Origin of the sequence: Limnobacter sp. CACIAM 66H1, assembly GCF_001601825.1 — a bacterium.
Classification (GTDB): Bacteria; Pseudomonadota; Gammaproteobacteria; order Burkholderiales; family Burkholderiaceae_B; genus Limnobacter.
Map to the genome: position 1 here is coordinate 91907 of NZ_LUJK01000003.1, position 16349 is coordinate 108255.

At 50.7% G+C, this 16349-nt stretch carries 15 protein-coding genes; 8 read left to right on the top strand and 7 right to left on the bottom strand.

Annotated features, from left to right (window positions below):
* The first annotated feature begins 42 nt into the window (after window positions 1-42).
* Window positions 43-1722, top strand: coding sequence for a long-chain fatty acid--CoA ligase (locus tag A0129_RS01685; protein ID WP_291711825.1), 1680 nt, complete (start codon window positions 43-45; stop codon window positions 1720-1722).
* Window positions 1723-1777: 55 nt separating this feature from the next.
* Here the strand turns inward: A0129_RS01685 and A0129_RS01690 are convergent, their stop codons facing one another.
* Window positions 1778-2503: an NYN domain-containing protein gene (locus A0129_RS01690; protein ID WP_083797220.1), complete on the bottom strand. Its 726-nt coding sequence runs from the start codon at window positions 2501-2503 to the stop codon at window positions 1778-1780.
* A gap of 253 nt (window positions 2504-2756) precedes the next feature.
* On the opposite strand from A0129_RS01690, the gene A0129_RS01695 reads away from it, so the two are divergent.
* From A0129_RS01695 to A0129_RS01705, 3 genes are all read left to right on the top strand, one after another.
* Window positions 2757-3125: a GIY-YIG nuclease family protein gene (locus tag A0129_RS01695; protein ID WP_291711827.1), complete on the top strand. Its 369-nt coding sequence runs from the start codon at window positions 2757-2759 to the stop codon at window positions 3123-3125.
* Window positions 3126-3328: 203 nt separating this feature from the next.
* Window positions 3329-3898, top strand: coding sequence for a hypothetical protein (locus tag A0129_RS01700; RefSeq protein WP_291711829.1), 570 nt, complete (start codon window positions 3329-3331; stop codon window positions 3896-3898).
* Between the two features lie 81 nt (window positions 3899-3979).
* The gene (locus A0129_RS01705) at window positions 3980-5296 is read left to right on the top strand and encodes a hypothetical protein (protein ID WP_291711833.1); all 1317 of its coding nucleotides are present in this window, start codon (window positions 3980-3982) and stop codon (window positions 5294-5296) included.
* A gap of 21 nt (window positions 5297-5317) precedes the next feature.
* On the opposite strand, the gene serS is transcribed toward A0129_RS01705, so the two are convergent.
* From serS to A0129_RS01725, 4 genes are all read right to left on the bottom strand, one after another.
* A complete protein-coding gene (gene serS / locus A0129_RS01710) occupies window positions 5318-6607 on the bottom strand; it encodes a serine--tRNA ligase (RefSeq protein WP_291711836.1) in 1290 nt (429 codons plus the stop codon).
* 87 nt (window positions 6608-6694) lie between these two features.
* On the bottom strand, window positions 6695-8068 hold the full coding sequence (locus A0129_RS01715) for a replication-associated recombination protein A (protein ID WP_291711840.1): 1374 nt from the start codon (window positions 8066-8068) through the stop codon (window positions 6695-6697).
* Complete coding sequence (gene lolA, locus A0129_RS01720) at window positions 8065-8700, bottom strand: outer membrane lipoprotein chaperone LolA (RefSeq protein ID WP_291711843.1); 636 nt, start codon at window positions 8698-8700, stop codon at window positions 8065-8067. Before lolA ends, A0129_RS01715 begins: the two co-directional genes overlap by 4 nt.
* A gap of 77 nt (window positions 8701-8777) precedes the next feature.
* The gene (locus A0129_RS01725) at window positions 8778-11099 is read right to left on the bottom strand and encodes a DNA translocase FtsK (protein ID WP_294885608.1); all 2322 of its coding nucleotides are present in this window, start codon (window positions 11097-11099) and stop codon (window positions 8778-8780) included.
* Between the two features lie 108 nt (window positions 11100-11207).
* Here A0129_RS01725 and trxB point away from each other — a divergent pair, with 108 nt between their 5' ends.
* From trxB to A0129_RS01740, 3 genes are read left to right on the top strand one after another with little or no spacing between them, the layout of a single operon-like run.
* Window positions 11208-12173: a thioredoxin-disulfide reductase gene (gene trxB / locus A0129_RS01730; protein WP_291711848.1), complete on the top strand. Its 966-nt coding sequence runs from the start codon at window positions 11208-11210 to the stop codon at window positions 12171-12173.
* Window positions 12174-12218: 45 nt separating this feature from the next.
* On the top strand, window positions 12219-12842 hold the full coding sequence (locus A0129_RS01735; protein ID WP_291711850.1) for a Smr/MutS family protein: 624 nt from the start codon (window positions 12219-12221) through the stop codon (window positions 12840-12842).
* 26 nt (window positions 12843-12868) lie between these two features.
* A complete protein-coding gene (locus A0129_RS01740; RefSeq protein WP_291711852.1) occupies window positions 12869-13789 on the top strand; it encodes an alpha/beta hydrolase in 921 nt (306 codons plus the stop codon).
* A 62-nt stretch (window positions 13790-13851) separates the two neighbouring features.
* Here the strand turns inward: A0129_RS01740 and A0129_RS01745 are convergent, their stop codons facing one another.
* Window positions 13852-14190 carry a P-II family nitrogen regulator gene (locus tag A0129_RS01745; protein WP_008252857.1) on the bottom strand — a complete coding sequence of 113 codons (339 nt, stop codon included), beginning with the start codon at window positions 14188-14190 and terminating at the stop codon, window positions 13852-13854.
* Window positions 14187-15842, bottom strand: coding sequence for an NAD+ synthase (locus tag A0129_RS01750; RefSeq protein WP_291711854.1), 1656 nt, complete (start codon window positions 15840-15842; stop codon window positions 14187-14189). Before A0129_RS01750 ends, A0129_RS01745 begins: the two co-directional genes overlap by 4 nt.
* Before the next feature lie 29 nt (window positions 15843-15871).
* Here A0129_RS01750 and A0129_RS01755 point away from each other — a divergent pair.
* Window positions 15872-16349 (top strand): peptidogalycan biosysnthesis protein (locus A0129_RS01755; protein ID WP_291711857.1); only part of this gene is annotated, 478 nt, incomplete at its 3' end.

Below are 16349 nucleotides of genomic sequence, written 5' to 3' on the forward strand. Positions count from 1 at the left end.
TACGGTCAATTTTATAAAAATAGAAATTTGGGAGACCTCTTTATGGCGAATATCGCCACTTTCTTGTTTCAACACGACGACACCCCCAATCGCGTGTTGTACCGTCAGTTTATCGACAACGAGTGGGTTGATTTCAAAGCGCGGGAAATGATTGACCTCGCGCGTTCCTGGCAAGCCTTTTTCCGGTCCATGGGCTTGCAGCCTGGCGACAGAGTCGCCATTTGCTTGAAAAACAGCGTTCACTGGGTCGCATTTGATCAAGCCGCAGTGGCCATGGGACTGGTGTCAGTGCCGCTTTATGTCGATGACAATGCCAGTAACATCGCCTATTGCATTCAGGATTCAGGATCGAGAGCCGTGGTTGTGGAGAACGACCGCATTGCCCGGAACCTGTTGAAAGAGAATCTAAAAGATGTCCGGATTTTATCCATCAAGTCGGACATCGAGAAAGAGGCCGATGGCGTAGAAAACGCAAATCATGTGCTGAAAGGTCTGGACAAGAAACTGGAGCCTTTTGAATTGCTTGACCTCGAGCAAAACACGCTTGCAACAATTTGCTACACCTCCGGTACCTCGGGTCGCCCCAAAGGCGTGATGTTGTCTCATAAAAACGTGATTGCCAACGTAGACAGTTGTTTCCAGCTGGATATTGCGAAACCCGAAGACGTATTCTTGTCTTTTCTGCCAATGTCTCACATGTTCGAGCGCACGGGAGGTTATTACCTGCCCTTGCGTGTAGGCGCAAAGGTTATTTATGCGCGCGGCATCAATCAATTGCCTGAAGACCTGGCGACCCAAGCCCCAACGGTGCTGTTCGCTGTTCCGCGCATTTTCGAAAAGTTTTATGGGCGTATTCAGGCTTCCGTCAAAGATTCTCGATTCAAGAGAAAGGCATTTGAGAAACTGGTCGATGTGGGTTGGCGGATGGAACAAGGCAAAGGAGGCATTGTTGATCATTTCCAGCTTCCCCTTTTGCGCGCCAAAGTGGCGCAACCCATTTTGGAGAGGTTGGGTGGTCGACTGCGTTTGGCCGTAGTGGGCGGTGCCGCACTCGACAGCACAATTGCCAAATCATTTATCGCCATGGGGCTACCCATTCTTCATGGCTACGGCATGACTGAAGCATGCCCGGTCATTTCAGTGAACCGTCCAGAAGGCAACGTACCCGAATCCGTTGGACCGGCCTTGCCCAATGTCGAGGTTATGCTGGGTGAACAGGACGAATTGTTGGCTCGTGGCCCCAACATCATGTTGGGGTATTGGCAAAATGAAGAGGCCACCAAAACTGCCATTGATGCAGACGGTTGGTTGCACACGGGCGATGTAGCCGAGATCAAGGACAAACGAATTTATATTCGTGGCCGAATTAAAGACATTATGGTTCTATCCAACGGGGAAAAGTTTTCTCCTCAAGACGCAGAAATGGCAATCATTGGCGACGATGTCTTTGAGCAAATTGTTCTGATCGGTGAGGGGCGTCCTTTTATTGGGATGATCGCTGTGACCGCAAATTCCAACGAGAAGGAGCTGATCAAACGGGCCAATGAGCGTCTACAGCATTTGCCTCGCTACATTCGTGTTCGTCGAATTATCACAACCAAAGAACCGTGGACGGTCGATAATGGCCTTCTAACCCCTACCCTGAAGGTGAAGCGTTTGAAGGTGATTGAGGCGTTTAAGGATCGAATCAACGATCTTTATGCAGAGGGTATGGGAGATTGATTGAAAGTCCCTGCCCGACTTGATACAAAAAAGCCCACTTCGCAGTGGGCTTTCTTTATTCCGCTGGCAAATCATCGTGATCGTAATTGTCTGATCCGATACGGGCCAAAAAGTCCGCTGCTCGGTCCGGCGGTGGACAAGTAGACCTCAACCCGTCGATGTATGAAAACAGATCCTCAGAGATATTCTGCCACATCGGGTCTAGCACCACGTCGACCCCTTCATGGCGCAGCAGTTCAGCGGCACTTGAGAATGCACCGTCCCCAGTCAGCAAAACCACCTGTTGAACCTGTCTTTTGTAGGCCAAAGTAGCGAGGTCAACACCCATCCTCAATTCAATTCCTTTGGGGTGAGAATCTGGTGTGAAATCCTCATCAGCAAGGTCGTCAACTGTGATTCGCTTGCCCAACAAATCGGCCAATGCGTCCTCATTGAGTTTCCAGGTATCGGCTTCACGTGCCTCACCCAGTTTCACCGCCAACTTCCGTTTTCTTTGCAATTGACGCTGAAATGCAACTCGAAATTGTCCCTCTTTGGATTTAGACAAATCGATTTGCTGCCTGGACACGGGCAAAGTCACGCGTTGTGTAAACACTGGGGTGTCGTAAAAAAAAATTCGGAACAGGTGACGCTTTGGCTGGTTGCGTTCAAACAAATGAGCCGCTGACAAGCGCCACACCAGATCTGCCATGACTTTTGCATCATGGTGGACTGAACTCGGGAAAATTTGGCGAATTCTGCGAATGAAGAAAGGACCATCCACAAGGATAGCTGTAAGCATATAAGCCTTTGATAAATATATAAATAATTAGTTGGCCAAACTTATTTCGGCGTCTAGAAAAAGTTTTCCACAAATATAGTACCACTGAATAACCGTCAAAAATAGCGATGGCAGCACCCATTAAGAGGGAGAATCTTGCACAGCAAAATTGGCAATACACATACAATAAGTAAGCATAGTACTTACAGCAACTTATTGCCCCCTACAGCCCATTGGTGCGGAGGAAGAATTGAGCAAAAACTCGGACAGTAGCTTGAACGACACCGCCAGGAAACAAGGCAAATATTGGCTATACATCCTCTCGAACAGCAAACCCAATGGCCCTCTTTACCTTGGGGACACAAATTGCCTACTTGAGCGAATGGAAGAGCACCTTCAGGGGCTTAGACGGGATTACGCCCACTATCATCGCCTGGATCGTCTCGTTTACTTCGAGGTTTGGAGTGATCATGACAAGTTTGTGGCCCGACTTCGCCGAGTGCGGAACTGGCCTCGGGACATGCGTTTGCTGTTGATTGAATCCCTGAACCCCGACTGGGACGATTTATTGCCCCAATTTATGAGCGAATATTCAGTAAAAAGAGTGGAGGAAACAGAAAAGGACCAAGAAAAAGCTGCGTGAGCAAATTTTTTGAAAATTTGGTATTCCAATTTCCCTGTTCAGCGTTAACAATAATTGAACCTTTTCTTGCAACTCACACACCAATCACTGTGTTGTTCAGTGATGTGTGATGTCAAGGGAATTTGGTTAGAGCCTCGGTGTGAATCTGAAAAACTCCGAGCCCAGTACCAACTGCGTTGCAGCGTGTTTTTCAGGAGTTCATCATGAGTTCGATTGCAGAGCGTTTGACTCGGTCTTATTGCCTGTTTCATTGGTTGCAGGTTAAGCCCATTCCGGATCAAATTCGTTCTAGCGTGGCTTACAGTTCGCTCGAGCAAGAACTGCTGGCACTTAAAGTGAAACCTGAAGATTTGGCTGCAGTCGGTTCTGATGTAACAGATAATTTTGAAGAATCGAGACTGGCATTTATGGTTCGCTACAGCGGGCTCACCTGGTCGACCTGCTCTATCTTCTGCGACGCAATCGAGAACAATAGCTGGCTTCAAAACGGAAGTCCATTGCTGGTTCAGTTCACAGGTGTGGATGCAAGTGGTCAGGTAGGTTTACCTAAAGTAGCTCTGGGCGACTTTATGTTCCTGAAACCCAGCAATGTGTGGATTGACAACAATCGAGTGGTGTCCTTTACGGTTCGCTGGAACAAACACGAAACCCGCCGCATGGAACGTTTTATCCGATTGGCCTCGGCACGGCATGGTCTCGAAGCAACGGTCAGTAACATCGCTCAAAGTGAAAAGTTCATTGCGGCCATCAAGGCCACAGTAGGTGCACAGTAAACTGCTTCCAGTACTGCAGAACATCGGATTGTTCAATTAAAAAGGCACCTTCGGGTGCCTTTTTAATTGATACTTATCAACATGCAAGATACCAAACCGGCTACTACCGCCTTATATGACCTGATTACCGGTGACGAAGATGCGCGAGTTTGCAAGGACATCCCCGATGAGTCTTGCAAACATCAACCTGTCAATTTTTTTCTGCATCTGATCAGCAATTTTTTCACCAAGCTTGCAGACGAAATAGCCAGTGCCCGGCTGATATTTCCATGGGTTCTGGGTCTCTTGGGGGCCCCGCTTCTCCTGGTTTCTCTTGCAGTGCCCATTCGAGAGTCGGGTGTTTTGCTCCCCCAGCTGTTTATTGCAGCCAGGATAAGAGCCAAAGCACTCAGAAAGTATGTCTGGATGTTGGGGGGGATGCTCAGTGGCATCGCGCTTTGGGCTTGTGCATTTGTATTGCTAGTTGATTTATCGGCGAAACATGCCGCCTGGCTGGTTTTTGCCGCGCTGATTCTGTTCAGTGTCGCAAGGGGCGTTTGCTCTGTGGCAGCGAAAGACGTTTTGGGGAAAACCGTATCTAAATCACGGCGAGGCACACTCATGGGACTGGCCACCAGCGTTTCGGGCATTTTCACTTTGCTGTTGGGATTGAATCTGGGGTTTTACAATCAGATTAAAAACAATGAAGGGATATTGGCAAGTCTTTTCGGTATTGCGGGGCTGTGCTGGATAGTGGCCTCAGTGGCCATTTGGGCAATTCGAGAGGAACCTGGTGCCACTGAAGGCGGCGCAAATGCGGGTATCGAGGCTTTAAAGTCACTTCGTTTGCTCAAAGATGACATACCTTTTCGTAATTTCGTGATTGTTCGCACCCTGCTGCTCAGTGTGTCGTTAGGAGCACCCATGTTGATCATTCTTGCTCAGAACAGCCTGGGCAATGCAGCATTGATTGGTTTGTTTTTAATTGTTTCGGGCTTGGCCAATACTGTGTCTGGCTACGTGTGGGGACGCTTGGCTGATTATTCAAGTCGAAGTTTGATGGCGGTCGCCAGCGGCATCAACGCCATGGTGAGCATTGCAGTGTTGATGATTTTGCAATTCGAGATCGAGCTTAGCGCCTTGCTGCTGTTTGTGACCGCTTATTTTCTGACATCAGTTTGCCTGGCAGGCGTGCGTTTGGGCAGGAAAACCCTGCTTGTGGATATGGCCACTGCGGAAACACGCTCAGCTTACGTGGCTGTCAGCAATACTGTGATCGGTCTTCTCATCTTGATTATGGGCGTAGCGGTCAGTTTGCTTGCTGGGCAAAACACGCAAGTGATGCTGTGGATTTTTAGCGGTTTTTCAGCGACTGCTTGCGCACTGTGCCCTCTACTTTTACCAGCACAGCGCGGCTAACACAAATCAAAACCCGATTAATCAAGGCCTGAGTACAGTTTTACCACCCAGATAAGGCTGAAGTACTTCTGGAACCTTCACCGATCCGTCTGCCTGCTGGTAGTTCTCCAGCACAGCAACCAAAGTACGCCCTACCGCAAGCCCTGAACCATTCAGTGTGTGTACAAACTCGGTTTTACCTGCTTCGTTTTTAAAGCGGGCTTTCATTCGTCGCGCCTGAAAGCTTTCGCAGTTCGAGCAAGACGAAATTTCGCGGTAGGTATTCTGAGCAGGCAACCAGACCTCAATATCGTGGGTACGTGTTGATCCAAAACCCATGTCGCCAGTGCAGAGCACAATGACCCGATAGGGCAGACCCAGCTTTTGCAGGATGTTTTCCGCGTGTTGGGTCATTTCATCCAGTGCGGCATATGAGTTTTCCGGATTTTCAATCCGAACCATTTCAACTTTGTCGAATTGGTGCTGACGAATCAGGCCACGGGTGTCACGGCCATAGCTGCCCGCCTCGGATCGGAAACAGGGCGAATGCGCTGTCATTTTGATTGGCAGGTCTGCGGCTTTCAAAATTTGATCAGCCACCAGATTGGTTAATGTGACTTCAGCGGTTGGAATTAAATACAAAGGCTCGGACGTTCCTTCTTCTCCGCCCTTCTTCACTGAAAAGAGATCATCCGCAAACTTCGGAAGCTGACCTGTCCCTTTCAAGGTTTCGCCGCGAACGATGTAGGGCGTGTAGTGCTCAGTGTAGCCATGCTGTTCGGTGTGTGTATCGAGCATGAACTGCGCCAAGGCGCGATGCAATTTGGCAATTTGCCCCTTCAACACAGCGAAACGAGAACCCGACAAATTGGCAGCGGTCTCAAAGTCCAGGCCAAGTTTTTCGCCGAGGTCGACATGGTCTTTGATGTCGAAATCAAACTGGGCAGGTGTACCCCAACGGCGAAGCTCAACATTGTCTTCCTCGGACTTACCTGCAGGCACGGATTCATGTGGCAAATTTGGAATATTCAACAAAAATGAATTCACTTCATCCTGCAAAGCAGCGAGGTCGGTTTCATTTCGTTTTAATTCGTCGCCTAAACCTGCCACTTCGGCCATCACCGCGGACACATCCTCGCCTTTGGCCTTTAACTGACCGATTTGCTTGGACATGCTGTTTCGCTTGGCTTGCAGTTCTTCGGTGCTGGTTTGTAGTTGCTTGCGTTTGCCTTCCAAGACATTAAATTGCTCAATGTCAAGGCTGTAGCCACGTAGGGCTAATCGTTCTGCCACATTGGCCAGGTCTTTGCGAAGCAATTGAATATCAAGCATGAAAAATTTCTCGAAACGCGGTTGGTGTGAATAGCGGAGATGGTACTAAAACTTCTAGCCCCTTGTGGGCCGTTTTGTGGGTGCTTCTTACTTTTTTTGGCGGGCTTCAGCGTTGCGTTGGGCAAGCCACTTGAGCTTTTCTGTAATTTTACCCTCAAGGCCGCGTTCTGTGGGCTGATAAAACTGTGAGGCTTGCATGCCATCAGGCCAATAGCTTTCACCGGCGGCATGTCCCTCTTCCTCGTCGTGGGCATAACGATATCCAGTGCCATGGCCCAGCTCTTTCATCAGCTTGGTGGGGGCATTGCGCAAATGCATGGGTACAGGCATGGAATTGCTCTGTTTCACATGCGCCATGGCCTGTTTGTAGGCGTTGTAACCCGCATTGCTTTTCGCAGCGATTGCGAGATAAAGCACGCACTGGGCCAAAGCCAATTCACCTTCAGGGCTACCCAAGCGTTCATAAGTTTGCGCAGCTTCGTTCGCGATGGTAAAAGCGCGGGGATCGGCCAAGCCAATGTCTTCCCACGCCATGCGCACAATGCGACGGGCCATGTAGCGCGGGTCAGCCCCCCCATCAAGCATGCGGCAAAACCAGTACAAGGCCGCATCGGGGTCAGAGCCACGCACCGATTTGTGCAAGGCCGATATTTGATCATAAAAAGCATCGCCCCCTTTGTCGAAACGACGAATCTGCGAGGGGGCAATTTGCTTTAACGCAGAGAGACTCAGGCTCTTCAGCCCCTGCGCTTTCGTTTGAAGCAGCGTAATCTCCACCAAATTCAGAAAACGGCGTGCATCCCCATCGGCATAAGCACACAACGCCTCAAAAGCCTCTGCCTCTACAACCACTTCAGTGTTCAACTCTGCCTGAGCACGCTTGAGCAAATGCCCAAAGTCGTCTTCACTCAAGCTATTGAGTACATAAACCTGAGAACGTGACAACAACGCAGAGTTCACCTCGAATGAGGGGTTTTCAGTGGTCGCGCCAATAAATGTCACAAGGCCCGACTCTACAAAGGGCAATAAAGCATCTTGCTGAGATTTGTTAAAACGGTGAATTTCATCGATGAACAAAATAGTGGCTTTGCCTGCACGCGCATATTCACTGGCTTGATCAATCGCGGCGCGAATTTCCTTGACCCCGGAAAGCACAGCTGAAAGAGCAATGAACTGTGAGCTGGCAGCGCCTGCCAACAATCGAGCCAATGTGGTTTTACCCACACCGGGAGGGCCCCATAAAATCAGGGAATGGACATGTTGTCGTTCGAACAACAAGGACAACGGTTTGCCTGGGCCCAAGAGGTGGACTTGTCCCACCACTTCAGCCAGATTGCGTGGACGGATGCGCTCGGCCAAAGGAACCGACGCACTCACCGCTTCAGCGCTGACGCTGTTACGTACGCCCTTTGCAAAAGGACTAGTGCGTGAAGGTTCTTCACCAAACAAGTCTGAGGTCATTGCGTTTTAATGAGGTCAACACCCGCAGGGGCCTTGAAATCAAAATAACTTGCGGACCTTTGTTTGGAGAAATCCCAATTGGTCAGCTCCAGCTGGGTAACCTGCCCAAGCGCATCATGAATTTCGAGCTTGACCGGCAAGCCATCCTTCCAGCCGATTCTGGCAAAGTCGAACAGATTGTCTTTGTCTTTGGGGCGTATGACGAGCCATTCTTTGCCATCTTTGACACCCTCGTCTTTGAGATTGAACAATTTGTCGACGTCTTTGCTACCGAACAGAAGGGCTACGGGTGTGGAATCCATCGCGTTGCCAATCGGCTTTTGTGTGGCATGCCCCATGTCTTCGTCGTAAGAAACTACTGTGCTGCCGTTAGAAAGCAGCAGCAAAGGATAGGGTTTCTTGATTTCCCAGCGAAATTTTCCAGGTCGGGAAAACGTAAATTCTCCAGTGCCGCGCTGCTTCACCGCGCCACTTGGAGAAATGACCACCTGCGAAAACTGACCTTCAGCGAAAGCACGGTTCTTTACAAAGTTGTTCAACGCCTCTTGGGCGGAGGCCCAAGCAGATCCGATGGCTCCAGTGCTTAAAGCCGCAGCCAGAACAGATCGAAACAAGAATTGCTGAATTCGCATGAAAATTTTTATTCCTTTGAAACCATTATTTTCTAATAACGCACATCTGGACGATGGGTAAACAGGCTTTACCAAACTTAAAACGGTTCATCATCCTGTTGGCCCGCCTCTGTGCGAGCCAGAATTTCACGGTTGCCATTGGACTGCATGGCAGACACCAAACCAGCCTGCTCCATACTTTCAAGTAAACGCGCCGCGCGGTTATAACCAATCCGTAGGTGGCGCTGTACAAAAGAAATGGATGCTCTTCGGTGCTTGAGCACAATGCTGACAGCCTGATCGTATAGAGCATCCTTTTCGCCGTCAAAGCTGCCCGCGGTGGCGTCCATGCTGCCATTGCCACCCTCTTCGGCAGTTCCTCCTTCCAGAATGCCCTCTATGTAATTGGGCTCACCGCCCTTCTCTTTCAGGTACTCAACCACGCGATGAACTTCGTCATCCGACACAAACGCGCCGTGGACGCGCTGGGGAACGCCGGAGCCTGGAGGCAGGTACAACATGTCACCTTGACCCAAGAGCGCTTCGGCTCCCATTTGATCAAGAATGGTGCGGGAATCAATTTTGGAGGAAACCTGAAATGCGATTCGGGTGGGAATGTTGGCCTTGATCAACCCGGTAATGACATCCACCGAAGGCCTTTGAGTGGCCAAGATCAGATGAATACCAGCTGCACGAGCCTTCTGCGCCAAGCGAGCAATCAATTCTTCAATTTTCTTGCCCACCACCATCATCAGATCAGCCAGTTCGTCGATCACAATGACCAACATTGGCAGGGTGTCCAATGGCTCAGGTGCATCAGGAGTGAGGCTAAATGGGTTTGGAATACTCTGACCCGCCTTTTTCGCATCTGCAATTTTTGAGTTGTAGCCTGCCAAATTGCGTACACCCATTTTGCTCATCAGGCGGTAGCGCTTCTCCATTTCACCCACAGCCCAATTCAGGGCATTGGCAGCTTGGCGCATGTCGGTGACCACTGGGCATAACAGATGCGGGATACCTTCATAAACGCTCATTTCAAGCATTTTTGGGTCAATCAGAATCAAACGCACTTCTTCGGCGCCGCTTTTGTACAGCAGTGACAAAATCATCGCGTTGATACCCACCGATTTACCCGAGCCGGTGGTACCCGCCACCAAAAGGTGTGGCATTTTGGCCAAATCGGCCACCACCGGCTTACCGGCGATATCTTTACCCAAGGCCATCGTCACAGGCGATTTGTTGGTACTGTATACCTGCGAACCCAAAATCTCGGTCAACTTCACCACTTGTCTGCGCGGGTTAGGCAGTTCAAGCCCCATCAGGTTCTTGCCGTATATGGTTTCAACCACGCGTATAGACACCAAGCTTAATGCGCGGGCCAAATCTTTGGCCAAATTCACCACTTGAGAACCCTTCACACCCGCAGCAGGTTCAACTTCAAAACGGGTAATCACTGGGCCTGGCTGGGCCGCCATCACCTGAACCTGTACTCCAAAATCACTGAGCTTCTTCTCGATCAAGCGAGAGGTATATTCAAGTGTGTCAGCTGATACGGTTTCAATGGCGGCGGGCGCATCATCCAGCAAACCCAAAGGTGGTAACTCTGTCTCGGTCAGCTCGGCAAACAAAGGTTGCTGTTTCTCTTTAATCGCCTGTACCGAGGGTTCAACGGGTACAGCGACAGGTTCTATTCGAATCGGTTTGTGCTCTTCGAATTTCTCGCGTTTTTGCTCTACTTTTTCGACCCGGGCCAAGGCGACTTTTTTGCCTTCCTTGCGGTCGAAGTAGGCCGTCACCAATTCTCTGGTTTTGAACACCAATCCTTCCAGAAAGCCACCCACTCGCTCGGCCATTACCGCCCAGCTCAAGCCCAGTAGACCACTAAGGCCTGCTGCCGTGCACAGCAATAGCAACATCACAGCGCCAGAAAGTCCGAGCAACTGCTGAAAAATGCTGGAGATGGTTTGTCCGACAACGCCACCCGCACCTGCGGGAAGGCCTTCGCCTTTGAAGATCGACAAAGACTCAAGCCCCATTAAACCAACCCACAGCACCAAAAAGCCGATTGGTCTTACCCAGGCAATCCACTTTGGCAAGGGTTCGTTAAAACCAGGCAACTCGATGGCATCCACCATTTTGCGGGCACGCCACAACATAAAGAATGACAGGCCCAACAAAGCGTAAGCAGAATAGCCGGCGATGAAAAACAGCAAATCGGATAAGTGAGCCCCCACGGCCCCGCCAAAGTTGCTGACGACACTGCTGCCTGATTCATGGGAAAAACTGTCGTCGCTGCTGCTGTGCGAAACAAGAATCAGAAACAGGTAGATGGAAAAGACAAGAAGACATAACCAACGGATTTCCAGCAACAACTTGCTGATCCGAAGAGTGCCTGTATTTTGTGTGGTCCTGGAATTCACTGTAATAAGAGTAGCCCGCAATGCAGCATATAATTGAAGTCTGTATTCTGACAAAGTTCGAGAGAAATATCTCGAACAGACACCATTTGAAGCACAAAAGAGGTAGCAATGACCAGTTCTAACATGCCACGCCACGCCAAAGTCCTCATTTTGGGGTCTGGACCCGCCGGATACACCGCCGCCGTGTACGCCGCCCGTGCCAACCTGAACCCAGTTTTGATCACCGGCATGGCCCAAGGTGGCCAACTGATGACCACAACTGACGTGGACAACTGGCCCGCCGATGCGCAGGGTGTGCAGGGCCCTGACCTGATGACCCGCTTTTTGGCCCATGCCGAGCGCTTCAATACTGAGATCATTTTTGACCACATTCATACAGTTGAACTACAACAACGTCCATTCACGCTAAAAGGTGACTCTGGCGTTTACACCTGCGATGCATTGATTATTGCAACTGGCGCCAGTGCAATGTACTTGGGGTTGCCCTCTGAGGAAGAATTTGCGGGCAAAGGTGTGTCTGCGTGTGCCACTTGCGATGGCTTCTTCTACCGCAATCAGGAGGTGTGTGTGGTGGGTGGCGGCAACACCGCGGTTGAAGAAGCACTGTACCTGAGCAACATCGCCAAAAAGGTGACCGTGATTCACCGCCGTGACAAATTCAAAGCTGAAGCCATTTTGATCGACAAAATGATGGACAAGGTGAAGGAAGGAAAAATCGAGCTTAAAACGGATTACACGCTGGATGAAGTACTGGGTAACGAAATGGGTGTCAGCGGTGCACGGATTAAATCGACGAAAACTGGCGAAACCCAGGAATTGGCCCTGCAGGGCGTTTTCATCGCTATCGGCCACAAACCCAACACCGATATTTTTGAGGGCCAAATCGAGATGAAAAATGGGTACATCACCACTCGAAGCGGTTTGAATGGCCTGGCCACTATGACCAGCATTGATGGTGTCTTTGCCGCAGGTGACGTGCAGGACCATGTCTACCGTCAGGCAATTACCAGTGCGGGTACAGGTTGTATGGCTGCTCTGGATGCACAGCGCTGGCTGGAAGCTCAAGAAGGCTGACAAGAGCCCCTTTAAATAAGTACCGCATTGAAAAAGCTGACTTCCATGGCAGACCTTGAAGGCGTGAGGCGCTCGCTCAAAGAGCAGCGCCTCGAAGCCGAGCGCCAGGAGAAAATTAAATCTGCCGAACTTCAAAAACGACAAGAGGAAGCCAACCTGTTCAAAAGACAGGTTCGAGATGTCACTCCCCTGCCCGACGCCAATCTCAAGCTTCACGAACTGGAAAAACCGGCACCCATCGCCCGCCAGCGGGAAATGGATGATGAAGCTGTGCTGTGGGAAAGTATCTCCGATGAAATGGATGTCGAGCGCTTTCTGGAAACCGATGACAAGCTGTCCTACCGCCGCAATGGCGTTGGCGTAGAAGCCTTGAAAAAGCTGCGCAAGGGCCAATGGGTTATCCAGGCTCAAATCGATTTGCATGGGCTACGCTCTGATGAAGCCCGCACAGCGGTGGGTGAGTTTTTACGATCCAGCGTAAAACATGACATTCGTTGTGTCAGAATCATTCACGGCAAGGGCTTGGGTTCGATTGGCAAAGAACCCGTGCTGAAAGAAAAAGTAAAACGCTGGCTGGTGCAAAAAGACGAAGTGCTTGCTTTTTGCCAAGCCCCACCCCGAGACGGTGGCGCAGGCGCCCTGCTGGTGATACTCAAAGCCCGACAATAACAAGACACACCACGGAGACAGCACAGATGAAAGCTGCGAGCAACCCCATTGAATGGCAACAAGGTTTTGCCAAATCCAGCATTACTGGGCTGAATATGGCCTGGGAAAGCGCAGGCCCTGAAGATGGTGAAACCATCTTCATGGTGGCTGGACTTGGCTGCCAGCTGACCATGTGGAACGATGAGTTTTGTGCACCTTTGTTGCAGCGGGGTTACCGACTGGTGCGCTTCGACAACCGCGATATCGGCCTGACCGACCAACACCCGACCAGCATGAAAGTGAACGTACCAGCCACATTCATTCGCAACAAGCTGGGCCTGCAAACACCCACCAATTACAAGCTGGATACCATGGCCAACGATGCAATTGGTCTGATTGATGCACTTGAATTAAAGCGCCCTCACCTGCTCGGTATTTCGATGGGCGGCATGATTTCGCAAATCGTGGCGGCAAAGGCTCCCGAGAAAATAGGAAAGCTGGTCACCTTGATGTCGAGTACCAACAACCCAAAGTTGCCGATGCCCACACCGAATGTGTTGCACAACATGTTTCTGAAAAAACCCAAAAGCCAGAAAATTGACGATGTGGTGGCACATGTGGAACGGGTGTTTACTGCCATTGGAAGCCCCGGCTATCCGCCTGACCCACTGAAGTTGAGGGAGCGGGCCCGGAAATCATACAACCGTGCTTACAAGCCTGCTGGTGTGCTGCGGCAAACCCACTGCGTGGTGGCCACAGGTTCGATCGAAGATTACACACGGGAAATCAAAGTGCCCACCTGCGTGATTCATGGGCTGGATGATCCACTCTTGAAGAAGGCCTGCTCGGAACGAATCGCCAAGTTGATACCCAATTCAAGACTTCATTTGATCAAAGGCTTGGGCCATGATTTGCCAGAACCTTTGGCGCCCACATTTGCAGAAATCATTCACAGCCATTTAGGCTAGCAGCCCGCTAAACCACGCCTTGTAAAAAAGAAAGCCCAAGTGAAGAACCTGGGCTTTTCGGTTTAAATGGCGGCTTCGCCTTGTTCGCCCGTGCGAATTCGGATCACACGTTCAACATCAGTCACGAAAATTTTACCGTCACCGATTTTGTTGGTTCTGGCTGCGTTTTGAATAGCATCAATGGCCTGATCGACGAGCTTGTCTTCAATGACGAGTTCAATTTTCACCTTGGGCAGAAAATCAACCACATACTCGGCACCACGGTACAACTCAGTGTGACCGCGCTGACGACCAAAGCCTTTTACTTCGGTCACTGTCAAACCGGTCACACCCACTTCCGACAATGCTTCACGTACTTCGTCCAGTTTGAAAGGCTTGATGATTGCGCTGACCAGTTTCATTCTTGGAATCCTTCTAGATCGTTGAACTTGGATGTAATTGGATAGCGCCAGTCACGGCCGAATGCTCGGTGCGTGACCCGAATACCCACGGGCGCCTGTCTTCTCTTGTATTCGTTGATACGGAGCAGTTTAACAGCCTTAAACACGTCTTCCTTCTGAAAGCCGCTGGCAATGATGTTTTCAACTGATTCATCTTTCTCCATGTAGCGGGCCAGAATGGCATCGAGTACATCATAAGGAGGCAAGCTGTCCTGATCGACTTGATCCGGTCGCAATTCAGCTGACGGTGGGCGCGTAATAATTCGGGTCGGAATGATTTCAGACAGGCTGTTGCGATATTCACAAAGCTGATACACCAGGGTTTTGAATATGTCTTTGATCACCGCGAAGCCACCCGCCATGTCGCCATACAAAGTGCAATAACCGGTGGCCATTTCACTTTTGTTGCCAGTGGTCAACACAATTCGGCCGGTTTTGTTGGAAATGGCCATGAGCATGGTTCCGCGGATACGCGCTTGCAGGTTTTCCTCCGTGGTGTCTGCTGCCAAGCCCTTGAACAGGGAGGCCAAGCTTGAGTCAAAGGCCTTCATGCAGTCCTGGATGGAAATCTCGTCGTACTGAATGCCGAGGCGCTTGACCATGTCGCGGGAATCATCCAGCGAGATATCGGCAGTGTATGGCGAAGGCATCATCACCGCACGCACTTTGTCAGCGCCCAAGGCATCCACTGCAATCGCCAAAGTAATTGCAGAATCAACACCACCTGACAATCCAATAATCGCGCCAGGAAAGCGGTTCTTTGTGACGTAATCATGTACGCCCATTTTCAACGCCTCGTAAACCTGTGCAGTCAAGTCGAGTTCGGGCACACATGGCTGGTGGGCCTCCAACACAATAGGCTCGCCGGGACGCGCCACTGCATCAAGCATGGCCAAGGCCTCTTGAAACTGCGGCAGACGCATGGCCACATGCTGCTTACCATCCATTGCAAAAGATGCGCCATCAAAAACCAGTTCGTCCTGCCCGCCCAGCATGTTGGCGTATACGATCGCCATGCCGGTTTCTTGAACGCGCTTGGCCACCATTGATTGCCGAATGGTTTGTTTGCCCATGTGATAGGGAGATGCATTGGGCACCAGCAATACTTCGGCACCCGCAGAAGCCGCCGCCTCTGGCGCGTAGCGATTCCAGGTGTCTTCGCAAATATTCAAACCAAACCGAATACCATCTACCTCGAACACCAAGGGGCGATTATCAGGCGTGAAATAGCGTTGCTCATCGAAAACCTCGCGGTTCGGCAAGTCGTGCTTGTGGTACATGCCCACAACTTGCCCGCGATACAGCACAGAGGCTGCATTGAACAACTCGCCTTCTCTGCTTACGGGGTGTCCCACCACCACATACAAATCGAGTGAAGCCAAGTCTTGTCGCAGACGATCAAAGGCAGTGTCGGTTTGACGCTGAAACGAAGGGCGCAACAAAAGGTCTTCGGGCGGATAACCAGTGATGGACAGCTCGGGGGTGAGAAGAATTCGCACGCCTTGTGTAGCGGCCTTGTGCGCATAATCAAGAATTTTTGCACAATTGCCTTTTAAATCGCCCACAGTCAGGTTTAACTGCGCAATGGCCAATCGGACTCGGGATAAACTCACTGGGTACCTGCATAGTAGTTGTCGCCTTTATGAATTATCGCATGCAGATTTGCCAATCGATTGGCGAGATCGCACAAGCTGAATGGAATTCACTTGTGCGCAAATGCAATGCTGGTGTGCTACACCCAGCCCTACGCCATGAATACCTGCTGGCCCTAGAGGCCAGCGGAAGTGCTACAGCGGAAACCGGTTGGGGTCCGCTGCATTTGGCCATCCATGGGGACGCCGGCGGGCTTCAAGCAGCGTTGCCCCTCTACTTGAAATCACATTCCTATGGCGAGTATGTTTTTGACTGGGCCTGGGCCCAGGCCTATGAACGCAATGGGCAACGTTATTACCCCAAGCTGCTTTCTGCAATACCATTTACCCCGGTTTTGGCACCCAAAGTGCTTCATGCCAGCCCAGAGGCAGGCAGAGCGATTGCCCAAGGTTTGGCACAATTGACCTGGCAGGCTGCCGAGAACACTGAACTATTGGGTGTGCAAATCTCAACCCTGCATGCCTTGT